Source organism: Lyngbya sp. CCAP 1446/10, assembly GCF_026130175.1.
Lineage (GTDB): Bacteria > Cyanobacteriota > Cyanobacteriia > Cyanobacteriales > Microcoleaceae > Microcoleus.
In genome coordinates this window covers 22094-38805 of record NZ_JAIGNI010000020.1, presented here as the reverse complement: position 1 = coordinate 38805, position 16712 = coordinate 22094, and the positions used below count along the sequence as shown (strand labels likewise).

Sequence of the window (16712 nt, the reverse complement as noted above, 5' to 3'; positions counted from 1 at the left end):
ATTCTCAAGTCTTTTTAGGAATTTGGAACTCTCAAGTCTGAATTTTAGCAACAGCCACAAATCCAGCTTCCAAGTTTACCTTTCCACCTTGAGGATACCTCTGCTAGTACCCTACCCTTATCTAATCTGACACAAATCTTTCCAGACTGGTGGGCCGATCGGATTGGGGTTTTAGAGCTGGCGCTACCGGTAATTACTGGTAGGGCTGCCCGCGAAGGTTTATACAGTCGAGGCCGAACTATTGTCGCTTTGGCGCCAGGTCGAGCGTAAGTCAGATGTACAGTCAGATGTGGCTAAACGCTGCCAAAGTGTTTGGTACAGTTCGTCAGACACAGGCGCTTTGAGCGATCGCCCAAGTCGATTTTTTTTCTGAGCTGCTTTGAGGCATTCGCTCGCCGGACAAAGATAAGCGGAACGACCGAGGCCGCGATCTAATTGTACCTGATGAGAAGGATAGAGCCTGACTACTCGCCAAAAAGCTTCCTTAGTACCTATTTTTCGACAACTTGCGCAACACCGGTAGTTCAGTTTCATCGGAGTAAGAAGCGGAGAGTGGGAAAGGGGGAGAGAGGGATAGTGGGGACTTTTCCTCCTTGTCTCTCCGTCAATCAAATAAGAGTGAGTGTCGCAGTTTTTAGACTGTGGCTGCGGTTTCGTCCGTGGCCGCCGCCTCTTGGGTCTCATATTCTGCGTTTTCCTCCTCGCCGTCGAAGCCTGATGATTCGTCTTCGTCTTCGTAATAGTCCCCTGCTAGTTCTTCGAGCCTGCTTGCTTCTGCTGCCAATTTGGTGTCTTCGGCGTCGCGATCGTACTTAGCAATATCTTTGATATCGATTTTCCAACCAGTCAGGCGGGCTGCGAGGCGGACGTTCTGACCTTCTTTACCAATGGCAAGACTCAGTTGGTCTTCAGCGACCAAAATGTGAGCGCGCCTGCCTTCTGGGGCAACCAAACGCACTTCATCTACTCTAGCAGGACTCAAAGCATTAGCGATATAAGTTGCGGGATCTGGAGACCAGCGGATCACATCTATTTTTTCGCCACGCAATTCGTTGACTACTACCTGAATTCGCGATCCCCGCGCTCCGATGCAGGCTCCTACGGGGTCTACGTCGCGATCGAGAGTATCTACTGCTATTTTAGTCCGGGGGCCGACGTGCCGCGAGGGAGGATTTGCCTCTCTGGCTACCGCAACAATTCTGACTACTCCGTCTTCTATTTCTGGCACTTCGTTAGCAAACAGGTAAACCACCAAACCTGCGTCAGCTCTAGAAACAAGTAACTGCGGCCCTCTCGTGGAGCCTTCGCCTACTTTTTTGAGATAAACCTTGAATGTAGCATTTGCCCGGTAATTATCGTTGGGCAACTGTTCGCGCTTCGGGAGTTCGGCATCTACTTCGGGCTGACCGAAGCTGCTGGTAACTGCTAAAATTACCGACTGCCTCTCAAACCTGAGAACTCTGGCTTGAAGAACAGTTTCTTCTAAATCTTTAAACTCTTCTTGAATCATTTTGCGCTGTTGGTCGCGCAATTTTTGAGCGAGAACTTGTTTGGTCTGGATGGCAGCCATGCGACCAAATTCTTTTTGATTTGGTGTTACGTCTACGAGCACGATGCTCCCAGGCTGAGCTTCCGTGGCTACTTCTTGCACTTCCGAAAGTGATATTTCGTGATCGGGATTGGTGACTTCTTCGACAATAGTTTTGTTCGCTAAAACGCGGAAACCTTCTTGTTCTGCGTCCAGTTCTACATCAAAGTTGTCGAAGTATTCTTCGCTGAAGTGATCTAGTTTTTGGGTGCGACGGTAGCGCTCGTATCCTTTGAGCAGGGCTTCTCGCAAGGCTGCTTGGACGGCGTGTTTGGGTAAATTTCGCTCTTTGCTAATACCTTCGACCATTTCTTTGAGTCCTGGGAGGGGAACCATTGACATATAAAACACTCCTTTTTTTGTTTTGACAATACGTAACTGGTAATCGGTAATCAGTAATTGGTGATTTTCGAGAAAAAGTGATGACTGATGATTGATCAGTTGCAGGATAGGCTTAGGAAATCTGGGTGCTGTAACAATTTATTTATTGTGCCAATTCAACCCCGCTGCTAAAGATGTGATTCTTAAAAATTAACTCGCAGCGAAGCATTTTCAGCTTGCTGCGAGGCAATCTCAACACTCAAATCGGGCGGGAACGCACCATCCACTGCCCCTACAGCTCAAAACTCAAAACTCAAAATTGACCTTTACTACTCCTTTCCTTCGTCTAGTTCAACTTTGACAATCTGAGGGCGGGGAATTTTAACCTGTCGCCCTTTTTGATTGAGATAAACAGTTGTTTCATCCCGGCCCACAAGTAGTCCTTTCCACTCTTTGACTCGCGAGTCCGGTTCGGTGGTTTTGACTGTGATGGGGAAACCTTTAAAAGTAATGAATTCTCGATCGCTACTGAGCAATCGGGATATTCCGGGACTGGAAATCTCTAGCACGTAGGCGTCGGGTATGATGTCGGCTGCGTCTAACTCGGCTTCGAGAGCTGTGCTCATCCGCTGGCAGTCGGCTAAACCTGTGTCTTGCTCGATGTTGCGGATGTCTACCCGCAAGACGGGGGGATTTTGGTTGGTGTGAAACACTGCTCCCACTACTTCCAATCCCAGTGTTTCCGCAACGGGGGTAGCTAAGTCAATGATTTGTGGGATTAGGGGATGAGTCATATCGAATATTTAAGTTAACACTCCTGAACTCGGACACGGGCAAGGAAAAATCAGGTGTTGAGATTGCTTTGCTTTGAGGTGGTTTTATTGGGTTGCTGCGACTTTCGTCTTCAACTTTGGGACTTAGCCAGCATCCCTGCTGGGAATCTCAAGCGGGGGAATTATCCCTACTGGATCAGTCTTCAACTGGCAAGTCTGACGCCCAGCTCTCTTTTCCTGCGACTAATGCAACAAAAAAAGTGGGCTTGACCCACTCCTAGGTAAAACAATTTCTTCCAAGAAGTTTGAGACCTGCTTCCGATCGAAGTGTGCCTCATTTTTCATTTTAGCTCGATCGCCCGCCCGGTGACAAACCGATCGCCATCGGCGGACTGTCCGAGGGCAGAAGGGGAGAGCTGACAGGGGGAATAAGGACGACTTGATCACCGTTTTGGAGTGGGGCGAGGGCAAATTCCTGGTTGATACCGAAGCCGGTGCGATCGAGCCTAGAACAGGGGGGGAGTGGCACTCAGGCGTTCTAGGACTTGCGATACGGAGGTTTCTTTGGGAAATTCTAATTTCAGTTCGGACAAGCCCTCTGCTTCTTGATAGGGGGTGAAGAGCTTGAGAGTGATGGTGATTGGTAGATTCGACATGGGCGATCGTCAAATTAACGGTATATTGACAAAACAGCCAAACTAAGATTCACCATAAAAAATCCCCATTACTAATGCTGAATAGGAAGCTCAATTACAAACTCTACCCCCCATTCGGGCGAGGAAATGCAGGTCAGCGTACCACCATGTTTTGCTTCTACAATCTCACGGCTAATCGACAAACCTAAACCTGTCCCTTTACCCACTGATTTAGTAGTAAACATCGGCGTGAATAAATGCTGCATTACTTCCTGAGTTATCCCAACCCCATTATCAGCAATCCGAATCACCACTCTGTCATCCTGAAGCATTTCAGTGCAGATCCGAATCTGTGGACTGTCATTGCTTTGTTTCTTTTCCCCGCACAGCGGACAACTAATCGTAGACTCTTCTAAAGCATCAATTCCATTCGCCAATATATTCATAAACACCTGATTCAGTTGCCCCGGATAACACTCAACTAGGGGCAATTCGCCATACTCTTTAATCACTGCAATTCCTGGGAAACTTCCTTTAGATTTCAGCCGATGCCCTAAAATTAATAACGTACTATCTAGCCCATCGTGAATATTCACTGGCGTTAGTGCCGATGTATCCAACCGAGAGAAATTACGCAGTGACATAGAAAGATTGTAAAGTCGCTCTGTTCCCACCGCCATTGAATCAATAATTTTTGGCAAATCTTCAACAATAAAATCTAACTCAATCTCCTGGGACTTATCCTCAAATTCTGATGTCGAAGTAACGTTGTGCTGGCAAAGCCGAGTCATCCCGATCAAATCGGCAATATATTCCTTGGCAATAGGGATATTATTGGAGATAAAACTAACTGGATTGTTAATTTCGTGAGCCACCCCAGCTACAAGTTGACCAAGGCAAGCCATCTTTTCACTTTGAACGATTTGCACTTGAGCTTTTTTAAGATTATCCAAAGCTTGAGAAAGTTCAGCAGTTCGTTCTTCTACCCGTTTTTCTAACTCCTGCGCGAGCTGATGTAACGCTGCTTCTGCTGCGAGCCTGTCTTCTATTTCCCGTTTGAGAAGCAGATTTTGATCTGCCAGATTTTTAGTAAGAGAACGCAGTTTTAAATGGAGGTTGACGCGAGCTAACACCTCCTTTTGTTCAAAGGGCTTAGTAATGTAATCCACAGCCCCTAAATTAAAGCCTTTGACCTTATCTCCTATGTCAGAAAGAGCCGTCATAAAAATTACCGAAATTTCGGTTGTCAACAGACTTGCCTTTAGCCGACGACAGGTTTCAAACCCGTCAATTCCTGGCATCATCACATCTAACAGAATCAAATCAGGTTGACTATATTCAGCCTGTTCGATCGCAGTTTCGCCATCAGTTGCTACCAATATCTCCCATCCAGAACCAGTTAAAGCTTCAGAAAGCACGTCGAGATTGCTAGGATTATCATCGACGATTAAGATGCTACTTGTTTCCCTATTTGCTGCCTTCATTCTTTTTCTATCCTGTGGGATGTAATAAACTCTTTGATTTTTTTGATCTGATAGCCTTGCGCTAACTGGCGCAGCTCAACAGCAAAGGACACAAATTTCTGATCCAACTTCTCTAGATGCTCGCTGCGCTTCACAATTCCTTTCACGTTGCCTCTCATCGCCAGTTCAAATAGGAGTTCCATTTCTCCTGGTGGGGGAGCCACTACAGAGGTCGATTTAGAAAGTGATAGAGAATCAGAGGAAAGGGGAATTGTGCTGCTTTGTTCCTTCTCTATCTCGTCATATATCCATTCAATTTTAAAATATTTTTGCAACATTTCAAATAGCTCTTCTGCCTGCACTGGCTTACCAATAAAATCGTTGGCTCCACCCTCCAAACTTTTATGTTGATCGGTAGCAAATACACTAGCAGATGAAGCAATGATTGCCACGTCTTTATAGTGTGACAAATTTCGGATACGGCGCATCATCTCAAAGCCATCCAACACTGGCATCACCAAGTCAGTGATAATCAAATCGAACTGAAACTCTTCTACTTTTTCTAAACCTTCTTGACCGTTTTTAGCTTCGGTTACTTCAAAGCCGAGGGGTTCCAGGAGATTGACAATGACGGAGAGGTTTTCCCATTTGTCATCCACAACCAAAATTTTCTGCTTTCTACCTTGGTAGCCAACCAGCTTTCTTTGCTTGGCAATCGTGGCTGTATTTTCCCAATCTGCCGCTTCCAGTAAATCCAAATCTAGCCAAAAAACACTGCCTGCTGCTGACTGACTTTTTACTTGAATGGTACTACCCATCATTTCAACAATTTTCTGGCTAATTGTTAAACCGAGCCCGGTTCCTTCCGCCTGACGCTTGCTGTCTCCTACCTGTTCAAAAGGCAAAAATATTTTTTTCACTTGTTCTAGTGTCATGCCAACACCAGTATCTTCAATTTGAAACCGAATTTTGTGAATTGGTGAGGCTGGCTTTTGCTCATTGCTTTTTACCTTTTTACCTGTCCCCTTTTCCAGATATTCTATCTTAAAAGTCACCCCTCCAGAGTCGGTAAACTTAATTGCATTGCTCAGTAAGTTAATGAGTACCTGTCGCAACCGTTTTTCGTCAGCGTGGATGCCACGAGGCATTTCAGAACTGGGTAGATACACAAAAGCAATTCCTTTTTGTTCGGCTCGGATGCGGCAGATTTCCGCGACTCCCTGCAAAAAGAAAGGAAAATGGAAATCTTTCGCGTACAGTTCCAATTTCTGGGCTTCAATTTTAGCGAGGTCTAAGATGTCATTGATCAGGGTTAGCAGGTGGGAACCACACTTGTGAATAATGCTGATGCCTTGGAGTTCCTTCGGAGCCATCGTTTTTGAGCGTTCTAGGATTTGAGCGTATCCTAAAATTCCATTGAGTGGCGTTCTCAATTCGTGACTCATATTCGCTAAAAATTCACTTTTAGCTTGGTTGGCACTATCAGCGATTTGTTTGGCTTCCGTCAGTTCGGCGGTGCGTTCTTCTACTCGGATTTCTAGCTCGGAATTGGTCTTGGCTAGCGCCTCAAAGGATTCGCGCAACTGTTGTGCCATCAGGTTGAAAGACTGAGCCAGAACTTCTAGTTCTTTTATGCCTTTTACCTCTACATTTTTTTCTAAGTCTCCACTGGCGATCGCTCTAGAAGCTGCGCTCAAACTGAGAATCGGGCTGGTAATCCAGCGTGCGGTTAAGATTCCCAGAACGGTAGCCAGCGCCAAGGCTCCCAAACACAACAAAATGGTAGTCTGGGTATTGGCGTTAATTTGATCCATGAAATCGCTTTCAGGAACTACGACCACGATCAGCCAGTCCAATCCTCGGCTATCCTGAAAGGGCATAACTTGGAGGAATTGCCGCTGGCCGGCGATCGTAAAATCTATTTGCTGAGATTTGCTAATTTTAGTGAGGTCGCCAAAGTGTTCTTTTAACTGTGCTGTTGTCAGCCGAATTAAATCATCTCTGCTATCTAAAGCATTCAGGCGATCGAGCTGGTCATTGTTGGTGATAAATGCTTCTTTGAGAGTTGAACTGGCTACTAGGAGTCCAGAACGTTCCATAATGAATGTCTGTCCTGAACGACCGATGTTTAAGCTGTGCAGGAAGTCACTAAGGAAAGAGATCAGAAAATTAGCAACGAATACCCCGCGCAGCTCGCCACTTTCGTCATAAACTGGATGTCCGGCAGGAAGGGAGAGCGTTTTCTGACCTGTAAGCGAAAAAATTTCGCTCCATCTGGGCTTGCCTAAGCGTACACTGTCTTTATACCATGAACGGCTGAGTATATTGTAGTTACGGGAGATTTTTAAAAGCTTCGTTTGATTGCCTTTGCTATCAGATTCATAAATATGAAGTTCATTCCGATGCTCTTTGTCTGCTATTTTAAAAACTACTTGGCCATTCTCTTGGCGTTCAATGGCAATGAACTCTCCAGTTTTAGTCGCAAAACCCATATTGGGCAGAGAAGGAAAAACTTGAATTTGCTCCCACAAATAGCGCTCTGCACTCTCTAAGTCGTCGGGATTTAAGTATCCTAGTCGAATCGCATTGGCATTCAGTTGATTAACGCGAGGGGCTGTATCTAGGTATGTGTTGAGCTGCTGATGGATGCGGGCCGTAATTTCACTCCGCAACTGGCTAGCAACTTCGTTGACTGCTTTTTGCCCGTTGCGTAAGGATAGCCAGCCTGTTAGCCCGACAGCAGCAAAGATTTGCACGACGAATGGCAATACCAAAATCAGGCGAAGTGACAGCTTTTTTTGAGAACGGTTTGACAGAAAAGTGGTTGGAGATGTGTGTGACATTGATTGGTGTTACCCCTAGGGTAACGAGTTGGCTGAAAAATCTCAGTGGATTTAGTGAAATGAGGCTGAGGCAATATATATTGAAAAGCAATCTATAATAGTTATTGAAAATTTTTAGACAGTAACTTGCTTGAACAAGCATGGCTCCTGACGTGTTTACTATGAAATCGTTATAATTATAGCTTACTAAAGATGCACGCCTGATTTTTTCACGAGTATTTATAAAAAATTTTATCCTTGACAAAAGCAGTTAGCAATCATATCTAATAGATTACTTGGTTTAGAGCTATTTGTAGTAGTTTTTAACTTTACTTTACAGATTGGCCTTGAAAAGTATAATTTCATTAAACTTACATATAAATTGATATAATATACGTCTAAAAATTTGATCCCTCTCTCGCTAAAAAAATGACACGCCAGGCCGCTGAGAACCCTAACGGCGGTCTAACTAACTACCGCGCTGAAGATTTGATGCACAACCCTGCCGATGACTCTCGTAGACAATGCCGATCGCACATGAAAGTTTACAAGTCCAGCAAGTTTCATTTGCAGGAGTTACAGCAGGGTAATTGCTAATTACTAATAGCGGAAGAAAAAAATAAGTAATGCGGTGCAGCAGATACAGCCGACTAGAAGGATTCGATCGTCATGACAAGTCGCCGTTATGCCCTACGGGATGAACAGTGGAAAAGGATCAAAGATTTGTTGCCGGGATGTGAAGGTTATTTGTGTTCGACAGCCTGCCTACAATCGGTTGTTCGTGGAAGCGGTGTTGTACCGCTACCGAGGGGGCATTCTGTGGGGAGACTTGCCCTAACGCGGGGCTATCCGTTGCAGTTCTTTGGCTTGTTCTAAAATTTTCTCGAAGTCTTCTTCGCTCAACCGCTGGATGTAGTTGATTTTGAACTCTTCGAGGAAATCACACAGCAAGATTTGTATTTCTTGCCAGGTTTGCTGCTGTTGCAGTTCGGCTCCCAAAGCTTGCCCGAAATGTTGGACTAGCTGGCTTGAGAGTTTAGTACCTACGGGGTCTTCGCTGGCGATTTTAAAGGCTTCGTAGGCATCTTGGGGGCCGATGGTGACTAATTTGGAGAGTTCTGCAACTAATTGCTCTGCTAGTTGTGCGGGCAGGTTTCCCAGTCCGGGTACTTGCTTCCATCCTTGATAGAGGGGGGATTGTTTGAGAAACATTTCTATATTGTAACGAAGCAGGGCTTCTAGGTCTGGCTGGAGTTGGGGTAGGACTTTGTAGACGGTGATTTGGACTAGATGGGTGGCGATCGCTTCTATTTCATTGATATTGTTGATGTCTAGATAGCGCTGTTTTTGAGATTGAAAGAGTTGACGAGTGAGTTCGCCTGTGGTAATTGATTGTTGCATCTGGTTGATGAGTTGAATTACTACTACTTCGGTCAATTCTTGGGCGAAGTTGGCGACGAAACCCCGGCTGATTTGGGTGCGTATGGGTTGGAGGTCGGGCATTTTGGCTTGGTGGATGCGAATTGTGACGGGTAATATTCGCAACAAGCGCCAGAAGGGAAGGAGCAGGAAGATGTCGTACCAACGCCAGAGCATGGCTGCTCGCCAAGTGACGCTGCGGTGGCGGCGGCTGATCAAGTAGGTACGGGCTAGAAATTCGATCGCGAATATGGCAATAAATGGCAGGTCGATTTGCCAGAACTTGTCGGTAAATTCGCCGTTTTCTCCGATCTCACGGTAATAGTTGATGGCGATTAATGGCTTGATTTTGGCGTCAAACCAAGTGATTTCTTGTTGCCAGCCTTGTTTGCTTAAATACTCAGGGCTCCAGAATGTTTTGAATGATTGTTTTGCGGATTGTTGCGGATTGGGGGTGCGATCGCGCATCCGGTCTTTAATTTTTTCTAGGGTGCCGCTTTTTGATGCTACTCGAAACGGATCTTCGTCGATCATGTTCGCGCTTAGATTGTTTATTTCCTGCAATTTGGCTGCTACTTGGGGAGAGGGCAAGCCTGTTTGCACTACTTGATTTTTTAATTCTTCTAAGGTTTCTAGATATTTCTGGGTTTCTCTGTGGGGTGTAATTCCTTTAAATGGGTCGTATATTTGGGTGAGGACTGGTAGTTGCCGGAAGTAGAAATTTCGCCCAGGGACGTAACTTATGTCAAATAATACTAGGCTTAAATTCCCTAGGGCAAGCACTGCCATTAACCGCTCGAACCAGGGTACTTTGGATGATTTTTTGTTGCGGGAGTTGGGAGTTTGAGATGGCTGTAGTTTTGGTGTCACTGGCAGTTCCTAATTAAGTAGACGGAGCGCAATAAATGTAACTGGTAATAGCTGAAAAAAGGAAACAGCTTAAACTAGCTGATTGTCGCGATCGCGATCGGATGGCGATCGAGCAAGCTAGTATTTATTTTAACCTGGGGAAAGTTGGGTAGTTTGGGATTGTTGATTTTGCAGGGTTTGGTAAACTTTTATACTTGTCAAATATTAAGGTCGATTCCCCACGGGATAGCTTCGCCGCGCGAACACAGGTGGCAGCCGCAGATCCCGTTAGTCTGATTCTCTCTGTCAATAAAATTATATCTCAGGCGGAATCCTCAGTTTTTTTTTCGGCGTTGCAGAGCTAACTGAGCTGGTAATAAATTACTATTTCTGTTTGATCTGCTGGCTATTTGACCCCTAAATTAAATCTATTGCGCCGATCGCAGTTTAAGCTTAGATTTGGACTTCGAGTTTGAGGTCAAACCCTCAACAGAGGTATACTTGCTCAGGGACAGTCTGGCGAGAGCGCCCGCGCGTGCGATCGCCCCTGATAGCTGCCACCTCCGTAAGGTAAGGTTCGGGATCTCGCCTCCACAAAAACCAGCTAGCGATCGGACTCTTGAATAAAATGACACCCTGAGTATAATTTTGTTCGCATTTTTTTAATATATGACATACTGCCTTAATCTCGATTGCCCAAGAGACAAGCGTCAGAACCCACCAGGCACAAAGTATTGTCTTAATTGTGGTTCCAAGCTGCTGCTAAAAGACCTTTATGCAGCAACTGAACCACTGCGCGATGGAGGATTTGGCAGGACTTTTAGAGCTGTCAATCATGGAAAATTTGAAGAATTGTGCGTTATCAAACAGTTGTCGCCACCGCAGGAGTTTCAGCGGAAGCCCGCTCATTTTAAAAAGTATGTTCGACTGTTTGAACAAGAGGCAAGGCGGCTTTACGAACTGAAACACCCACAAATTCCTCAGCTAATTTCTTATTTTGAGGAAGATGGGCGATTGTATTTAGTGCAAGAATTTATTGATGGCAATAATTTAAAGGATGAGTTAGAAAAGTACGGTGCTTATAGCGAAATTAAAACTAGGGAACTGCTGTTAGATTTGTTGCCTTTGCTGAATTTTGTTCACGAACGCAATGTCATTCACCGGGATATTAAGCCGGAAAATGTGATCCGCCGCAATCGCGATCGCAAGTTGGTGCTAATAGATTTTGGGGTGTCCAAACAGGTAGTAGCTGAGGCTCCGACCAAAACGGGTACTAAGTTGGGCACTCCGGGTTATGCAGCTCTAGAACAGCGACATGGTATGGCTGTTCCGGCTAGCGACCTTTACAGTTTGGGGGTGACTTGCATTCGCTTGCTGACTTCTGTTATGCCTTATTTGGATATCTACGGGGACATTCACGATGACCTTTACGATCCGCTCGAAGGTCGCTGGCTTTGGAGGGAGGCTTTGCCGAAAGGAACCAAGATTAGCGAGGATTTAGGTCAGATTTTAGATAAGTTGATTCAGGAATATGTGAAAGACCGCTACAAGTCTTCTATGGAAGTGTTTGAATTTTTAAAACCTGTTGTTGTTGTTCCACCTGATTTTCAATTGCAGCAGGCAACAGTTCTTAGTCCTTCTTTACCGACCCAACCTGTGACTCAAAATCCGCTAGTTTCTGTTAATTTAGAATCAGAAAAAGGGATTGATTATTCTCGGTTGGAAAGGCTGCTGGCTGCTAAAAATTGGCGGGGTGCTGATGAGGAAACTTCTGTAAAAATGCTGGAAGTGATGCAGCAAGTTTCGAGGGGTTATTTGAGTGAGGAAGATATTAGGAAGTTTCCGGCTAAGGATTTGCAGACGATTGACCAACTTTGGGTACGCCACAGTCACCGGAGGTTCGGTTTTTCTGTGCAAAAGGGTTTGTGGGTTAAGTCGGGGGGAAAGGCTGGTGTTTATGATGCTACAGTTTGGGAGAAGTTTGGCGTTCGAGTGGGCTGGTGGGTTAACAATCAGTGGGTATACTATTCTGAACTGAATTTTACTTCTAAGGCAAAGCCTGGACATTTGCCGGGAGGGACTGTTTTTGGATGGGAAGGTGGGGTTTTGTGCGGTGTTTTGGGTTTGGGTGGGATCTGGTTTTTGCTGTCGCGGCGAGATTTGTAGGAAGAAGGAAGAGGGAAGAAGGAAGAAGGAAGAGGGAAGAAGGAAGAAGGAAGAGGGAAGAAGGAAGAGGGAAGAAGGAAGAGGGAAGAAGGAAGAGGGAAGAAGGAAGAGGGAAGAAGGAAGAGGGAAGAATTGGGGAATAATGGCAAAGGTGGCAATTATTTAAAGAGTTAAGCTATTCTGCATTTAAATTGTAGGTGTTCAAAAAATAATCAAACTCTTGTGGGGTGGGGACGTAAGCCTGCCCCGAATATGCAATTTAAATGCGCCACAGCTTAGGGATATATTATGTAGAAATTAGGTAGAAAAAGAACAGAAAATCAGATATAATCCCAAAGGATTTTTTTTGTGATATGTTGTGAGAGAAGGGCAAGTTTACAAAGTTACAGACCAGTCCTTACCCGTAGAAAAGTATTAGGACGGGCTTTGGCTCCAATTTACCAAGGAGATTTCTCTACTATGTTGCAAGAAAAACGTCTCAAACCGTGGACTATAGTTCGATCGCTTCCGAATTTAGAAAAGGTGATTGTGGGTCAATTTCGCAGTTGGTCTGATGCAGACGGTCATTTAAAAATTCTCAAACGGATGGTTCCGGCTGACCGCTTGACTGTTGTGTTCGATCCGATAGTTTCAGCGTAATGTCGCTGCTAAAGCGGCGTGCGATCGCGTGAACTCAGCGGTCGCCTCTTTTTTTTACATAAAATTTACATAAAATACATAAAAATTGCGATCGCCCGTGTGGGCGATCGCAACTAAAATCATTAGATATATTGCAAAAATACCTATGACGGGCGAGACGCCCATCCCACACACAATTTTTTTTGCTTGTGGGACGGCGGGATGCCCGTCCGAAAATTTGATTTGATTAAAAGGACTCAGGCAATCTTGTCTATTGTCCTTAACTGCGGCGAATTTCAGTAACTTGGTCGGCAATATCCAAAATTGCTGGCGGCATCGAAGGCCCAGTCAAAATAATATCCAAATCCTGCGGCTTGCTGTCAATCAATGCCAGCACTTCTGCTTCGGGAATCAAGCCTAAATTCACCGCTAAACTCAACTCGTCGAGAATAATTAAGGCGTAACTGCCGGAACGCACCGCTTTTTGAACGTACTCCCACAATTGTGCGATCGATCGCGTTTCCAGCTCATCTAAATCGGCCTTGTCAATACAGCGAGACAAATCGCACCGCACCCAATCTAAATTTTGCCCCAGTCGCACCGGATGTTGATGCCCTTGATTGATGCCCCCTTTGAGGAACTGCACCGCCAACACCGGAGCTCCCTGTCCTGCAATTCGGAGCGCTTGAGCCATGACACTGGTAAAAAAGCAGCGGTTCGGGCCTGTAAAAACTTGCACCAGCCCTTCAACGGTGTAGGGCAAGCTGTGGGTCAAATTGAGTTTAGGGGTTTGTAACTGAGCAACCATAGGGCAATATTTAATTAGTAACTAAGTCTTGACTGCTGCTCCGACCTTGGCGCGGCTGAAGCCTGCTTAACAATATATAGTGTACTGGGCCGAGTGTACATCCGATCGAACGCTAGATATACAAATTGTCAAAAGCTAGCGGCAGTAGCATTCGGAGTCGTTAGTTCGATTTTTCAACTCAAGCAAACACTTACGCAGAAACCGGGTTTTTTACAAAAACACAGCATCGAGTGCCAGAGTTATCAGGTGCAAACCCCCGTTTCTGAGAGTCTGGCTGCGTCCAGGAGTGTCAACAAAAGGTAAACATCGCATAGAATTTGAATGTCACGGCACTAGGAGCAAACACTGTGAGATTGGTGATTCTGGGAGGGCCAGGAGCGGGAAAGGGAACTCAAGCACAACAATTGTGCAACAATTTGAGCATTCCTTTGCTGGCATTAGGGGACATTCTGCGCGCGGAAATCGCAAGTGAAACAGACTTGGGCAAGTTGGCCGTGTCTTCTGTGGAATCCGGGGAGCTAGTTCCCGATGAAATTTTGATTAAATTTATCGGCCGCCGGTTGCTGCTGTGGGATGTCTTTAATGGCTGGGTGTTGGAGGGATATCCGCGAACGGCTTTTCAAGCTGAGGAATTGGATTTTTTATTAGAGAGTTTGGCGCAGGAGCTAGATTGGGCAATTTGGCTGAAAGTGCCTCATGAAGTGTTGCTGAGTCGATCGATCGAACGCGATCGATCGGACGACGAGCCAGAAATTTTACAGCGCCGGCTCGATTTGTTCGAGGAACGGACTATTCCTCTTTTAGATTATTACGAATACCGCCACAAATTGTTAACTATCAACGGCGATCAATCTCCAGAACAAGTCCAGCAGGATCTTCTCAAACTTCTCGAAGCTAACGCCAAATAGTCATTAGTCATTAGTCATTAGTCATTAGTCATTAGTCATTAGTCATTAGTCATTAGTGCGATCGTCCCCGCTCGCGAACCCGATCATTAGTTATTAGTGCGATCGTCCCCGCTCGCGAACCTGATCAATAGTCAATAGTCATTAGCAAGAAGGAATATTAATTCCCAATTCCCAATTCCCAATTCCCAATTCCCAATGCCCAATTCCCAATTACCTAAATATTATGTCTTTCCAGCGTCCTGACGGCAGAAAATCAAATCAACTTCGCCCGATTAGTTTCGATCGCGAATTCAACAAATTTGCTAGCGGTTCCGTGCTAGCAAAAAGTGGCGATACTCAGGTACTTTGCAGCGTTACAATCAAGCCGGGAGTGCCGAGATTTCTGGAGAATACCGGACAAGGTTGGCTGACGGCGGAATACCGAATGTTACCCGGATCTACGCCGCAGCGACAAGAGCGGGAATTTATGAAATTATCGGGACGCACTCAAGAGATTCAGCGGTTGATTGGGCGCAGTTTGCGATCGTGCTTGGATATGCAGCTATTGGGCGAACGCACGATACTTGTGGATGCGGATGTTTTGCAAGCAGACGCGGGGACTCGCACAACTTCAATTAATGGCGGGTTTGTGGCTGTGGCTGATGCTTTGAACAAATTGGTACAAAAAGGTCAATTAGAGCGATCGCCCATTATTCGTCAAGTGGCCGCCGTTTCTGTGGGGCTTTTGGAAGGCGAGCCATTTTTAGATTTGAATTATCTTGAAGATGTGGCGGCCCAAATTGATTGTAATGTGGTAATGAATGGAGATTTGAGCATCATAGAAATCCAGGGAACTGCGGAAGAAGGAAGTTTTAGTCGCCCTCAGTTAAATCAAATTTTAGACTTGGCAGAAATAGGGATTCAGGAATTGTTGGAGGCTCAGCGGCAAGCTCTTTAAATTGGTTTATTTTGACCTCGTAATTGCCGACATTAATCATTCATCCCGATCTAACTCAGCTAAGATGTTACGAATCTCATTAGGACTAATATCTTCTCGGTCTGATTTAGCATAAATGGTTAATAGAAGTAGGCTATTCGGTGACTCAACTTGATAGATCAGTCGATAACCAGCGCTTTTCCCTTTTTGGATATTGCTATTTTTGACTCTCACCTTTAATATGACATAATCTTCACCCATTCCGGGGATGCGATCGCCAGTAAAGTTGCCCCCTTGGAATTGTTCAATAATTGGCTGAGTATCTAACCTGACATTGCGATATTTTTTTGATAATTCACGCAAATTCCGTTTGTATTCAGGGGTTAAATCAATCTGTATGAAAGCAATTTCATTCGACATCTATTCCCTCCCACATTTCTGAAAGGGGGATGCGTTGTCCTGCTTTTGCTTCCTCTAATGCTCTCCTGAGACTTGCTTTCACTTCTGCAATGGGAGTATCATCAGGATCGGTTTCGACTTCCTCTGCTACTTCAGCAAAAAGTACAATCACTCGCACGCGGCTAGGGGGGAAGTCTTCGATCGGGCGATCGAGAAATAATTGACCTTTATCATCTATAGTTCCCAATACTTCAACAGCTTTCATCTGTTTCTCCTCAAGGTATTTTTTACCAATTATGTCATATTTTATCAGGGTTTAGCAAACTTGATATTTGAGAGCGATCGCCCTTCATTCAACAGTATCCAGGGAAGCCAATCTTCCTGTTATCCTAGAAACATACTTCATTCCCCGATCGCATCATGGTTGCTTTACCCGATCGCCAATTGATGAGCGCAGCAGAATACCTGACTTGGGAACCCACCCAAGAAGAACGCTACGAGTATTGGGATGGCGAAGTCGTCGCTATGACAGGTGGAACCCGCAATCACAATCGAATTACCTTCAACTTCTTCAAGCTATTAGACGATCGCCTTAATCTGCCCTACGAAATTTACATCCTAGCTGTTAAACTACGGGTAGAACCAGGGAGAAAGTATTTTTATCCTGATGTTGTCGTAACTTGCGACGATCGCGATAACGATCCGCAATTGGTTCAATTTCCTTCCTTGATTATCGAAGTTTTGTCACCTTCAACTGAAGCCCTAGATCGCGGCGCAAAATTTGCTAAATACCGTCAATTTTCCACGCTGCAAGAGTATGTCTTGGTGCAAGTTGAACAGCCCGGAGTAGAGATGTTTCGGCGCAACGAACAAGGGTTATGGGTGCTGTCGGAGTATGGTTTGGGCGATGCTTTGCAACTGGAATCAGTGGATGTCGAAATTGCGATCGGGGATTTATACCGCCAAGTGCAGTTTTCTTAGTCCGCGGAGGCGGACTTTGTTTGTGTAGAAGCGAATTCTATTCGCC

18 protein-coding genes and 1 pseudogene are annotated in these 16712 nt (G+C 45.3%); 8 read left to right on the top strand and 11 right to left on the bottom strand.

What is annotated here, in order from left to right; all coding sequences use genetic code 11:
• Positions 1-219: 219 nt before the first annotated feature.
• The 7 genes from K4039_RS11070 to K4039_RS11045 all read right to left on the bottom strand — a co-directional run bounded on the left by K4039_RS11070 (position 220) and on the right by K4039_RS11045 (position 7623).
• Complete coding sequence (locus K4039_RS11070; protein ID WP_265235232.1) at positions 220-534, bottom strand: YlxR family protein; 315 nt, start codon at positions 532-534, stop codon at positions 220-222.
• 100 nt (positions 535-634) lie between these two features.
• Positions 635-1930, bottom strand: a complete 1296-nt coding sequence (nusA, locus tag K4039_RS11065; RefSeq protein WP_265235230.1) for a transcription termination factor NusA — start codon at positions 1928-1930, stop codon at positions 635-637.
• Between the two features lie 308 nt (positions 1931-2238).
• Positions 2239-2703, bottom strand: coding sequence for a ribosome maturation factor RimP (gene rimP, locus K4039_RS11060; RefSeq protein WP_265235228.1), 465 nt, complete (start codon positions 2701-2703; stop codon positions 2239-2241).
• Between the two features lie 325 nt (positions 2704-3028).
• Positions 3029-3211, bottom strand: a complete 183-nt coding sequence (locus K4039_RS29805; RefSeq protein WP_321161594.1) for a hypothetical protein — start codon at positions 3209-3211, stop codon at positions 3029-3031.
• The gene (locus tag K4039_RS29800; RefSeq protein WP_321161593.1) at positions 3189-3338 is read right to left on the bottom strand and encodes a thiamine S protein; all 150 of its coding nucleotides are present in this window, start codon (positions 3336-3338) and stop codon (positions 3189-3191) included. Before K4039_RS29800 ends, K4039_RS29805 begins: the two co-directional genes overlap by 23 nt.
• Positions 3339-3409: 71 nt before the next feature.
• A complete protein-coding gene (locus K4039_RS11050) occupies positions 3410-4801 on the bottom strand; it encodes a response regulator (protein WP_265235227.1) in 1392 nt (463 codons plus the stop codon).
• Positions 4798-7623, bottom strand: coding sequence for a hybrid sensor histidine kinase/response regulator (locus K4039_RS11045; RefSeq protein WP_265235226.1), 2826 nt, complete (start codon positions 7621-7623; stop codon positions 4798-4800). Before K4039_RS11045 ends, K4039_RS11050 begins: the two co-directional genes overlap by 4 nt.
• Positions 7624-8031: 408 nt before the next feature.
• On the opposite strand from K4039_RS11045, the gene K4039_RS11040 reads away from it, so the two are divergent.
• Positions 8032-8199 (top strand): hypothetical protein, encoded by a 168-nt coding sequence (locus K4039_RS11040; protein WP_265235225.1) that lies wholly within the window; start codon positions 8032-8034, stop codon positions 8197-8199.
• A 72-nt stretch (positions 8200-8271) separates the two neighbouring features.
• Positions 8272-8437: pseudogene (locus K4039_RS11035) on the top strand (transposase); the annotation flags it as partial.
• On the opposite strand, the gene K4039_RS11030 reads toward K4039_RS11035, so the two are convergent.
• Positions 8437-9891, bottom strand: coding sequence for a hypothetical protein (locus K4039_RS11030; RefSeq protein ID WP_321161592.1), 1455 nt, complete (start codon positions 9889-9891; stop codon positions 8437-8439). The pseudogene K4039_RS11035 and the gene K4039_RS11030 overlap by 1 nt on opposite strands.
• 648 nt (positions 9892-10539) lie before the next feature.
• Between K4039_RS11030 and K4039_RS11025 the strand changes: the two genes are divergently transcribed.
• From K4039_RS11025 to K4039_RS11015, 3 genes are all read left to right on the top strand, one after another.
• Positions 10540-12036 (top strand): GUN4 domain-containing protein, encoded by a 1497-nt coding sequence (locus tag K4039_RS11025; protein ID WP_265235224.1) that lies wholly within the window; start codon positions 10540-10542, stop codon positions 12034-12036.
• A complete protein-coding gene (locus K4039_RS11020) occupies positions 11999-12202 on the top strand; it encodes a hypothetical protein (RefSeq protein ID WP_265235223.1) in 204 nt (67 codons plus the stop codon). Before K4039_RS11025 ends, K4039_RS11020 begins: the two co-directional genes overlap by 38 nt.
• Positions 12203-12495: 293 nt before the next feature.
• Complete coding sequence (locus tag K4039_RS11015; protein WP_265235222.1) at positions 12496-12675, top strand: hypothetical protein; 180 nt, start codon at positions 12496-12498, stop codon at positions 12673-12675.
• A gap of 259 nt (positions 12676-12934) precedes the next feature.
• On the opposite strand, the gene K4039_RS11010 is transcribed toward K4039_RS11015, so the two are convergent.
• The gene (locus tag K4039_RS11010; protein ID WP_265235221.1) at positions 12935-13462 is read right to left on the bottom strand and encodes a P-loop NTPase family protein; all 528 of its coding nucleotides are present in this window, start codon (positions 13460-13462) and stop codon (positions 12935-12937) included.
• Positions 13463-13809: 347 nt separating this feature from the next.
• On the opposite strand from K4039_RS11010, the gene K4039_RS11005 reads away from it, so the two are divergent.
• Both K4039_RS11005 and rph read left to right on the top strand, forming a co-directional pair.
• The gene (locus tag K4039_RS11005; RefSeq protein WP_265235261.1) at positions 13810-14370 is read left to right on the top strand and encodes a nucleoside monophosphate kinase; all 561 of its coding nucleotides are present in this window, start codon (positions 13810-13812) and stop codon (positions 14368-14370) included.
• A gap of 223 nt (positions 14371-14593) precedes the next feature.
• Complete coding sequence (gene rph, locus K4039_RS11000) at positions 14594-15307, top strand: ribonuclease PH (protein WP_265235220.1); 714 nt, start codon at positions 14594-14596, stop codon at positions 15305-15307.
• Positions 15308-15343: 36 nt separating this feature from the next.
• Here the strand turns inward: rph and K4039_RS10995 are convergent, their stop codons facing one another.
• Complete coding sequence (locus K4039_RS10995; RefSeq protein ID WP_265235219.1) at positions 15344-15706, bottom strand: type II toxin-antitoxin system RelE/ParE family toxin; 363 nt, start codon at positions 15704-15706, stop codon at positions 15344-15346.
• On the bottom strand, positions 15696-15950 hold the full coding sequence (locus K4039_RS10990) for a hypothetical protein (RefSeq protein ID WP_265235218.1): 255 nt from the start codon (positions 15948-15950) through the stop codon (positions 15696-15698). Before K4039_RS10990 ends, K4039_RS10995 begins: the two co-directional genes overlap by 11 nt.
• 155 nt (positions 15951-16105) lie before the next feature.
• On the opposite strand from K4039_RS10990, the gene K4039_RS10985 reads away from it, so the two are divergent.
• Positions 16106-16666 carry a Uma2 family endonuclease gene (locus tag K4039_RS10985; protein ID WP_265235217.1) on the top strand — a complete coding sequence of 187 codons (561 nt, stop codon included), beginning with the start codon at positions 16106-16108 and terminating at the stop codon, positions 16664-16666.
• Positions 16667-16712 lie beyond the last annotated feature (46 nt).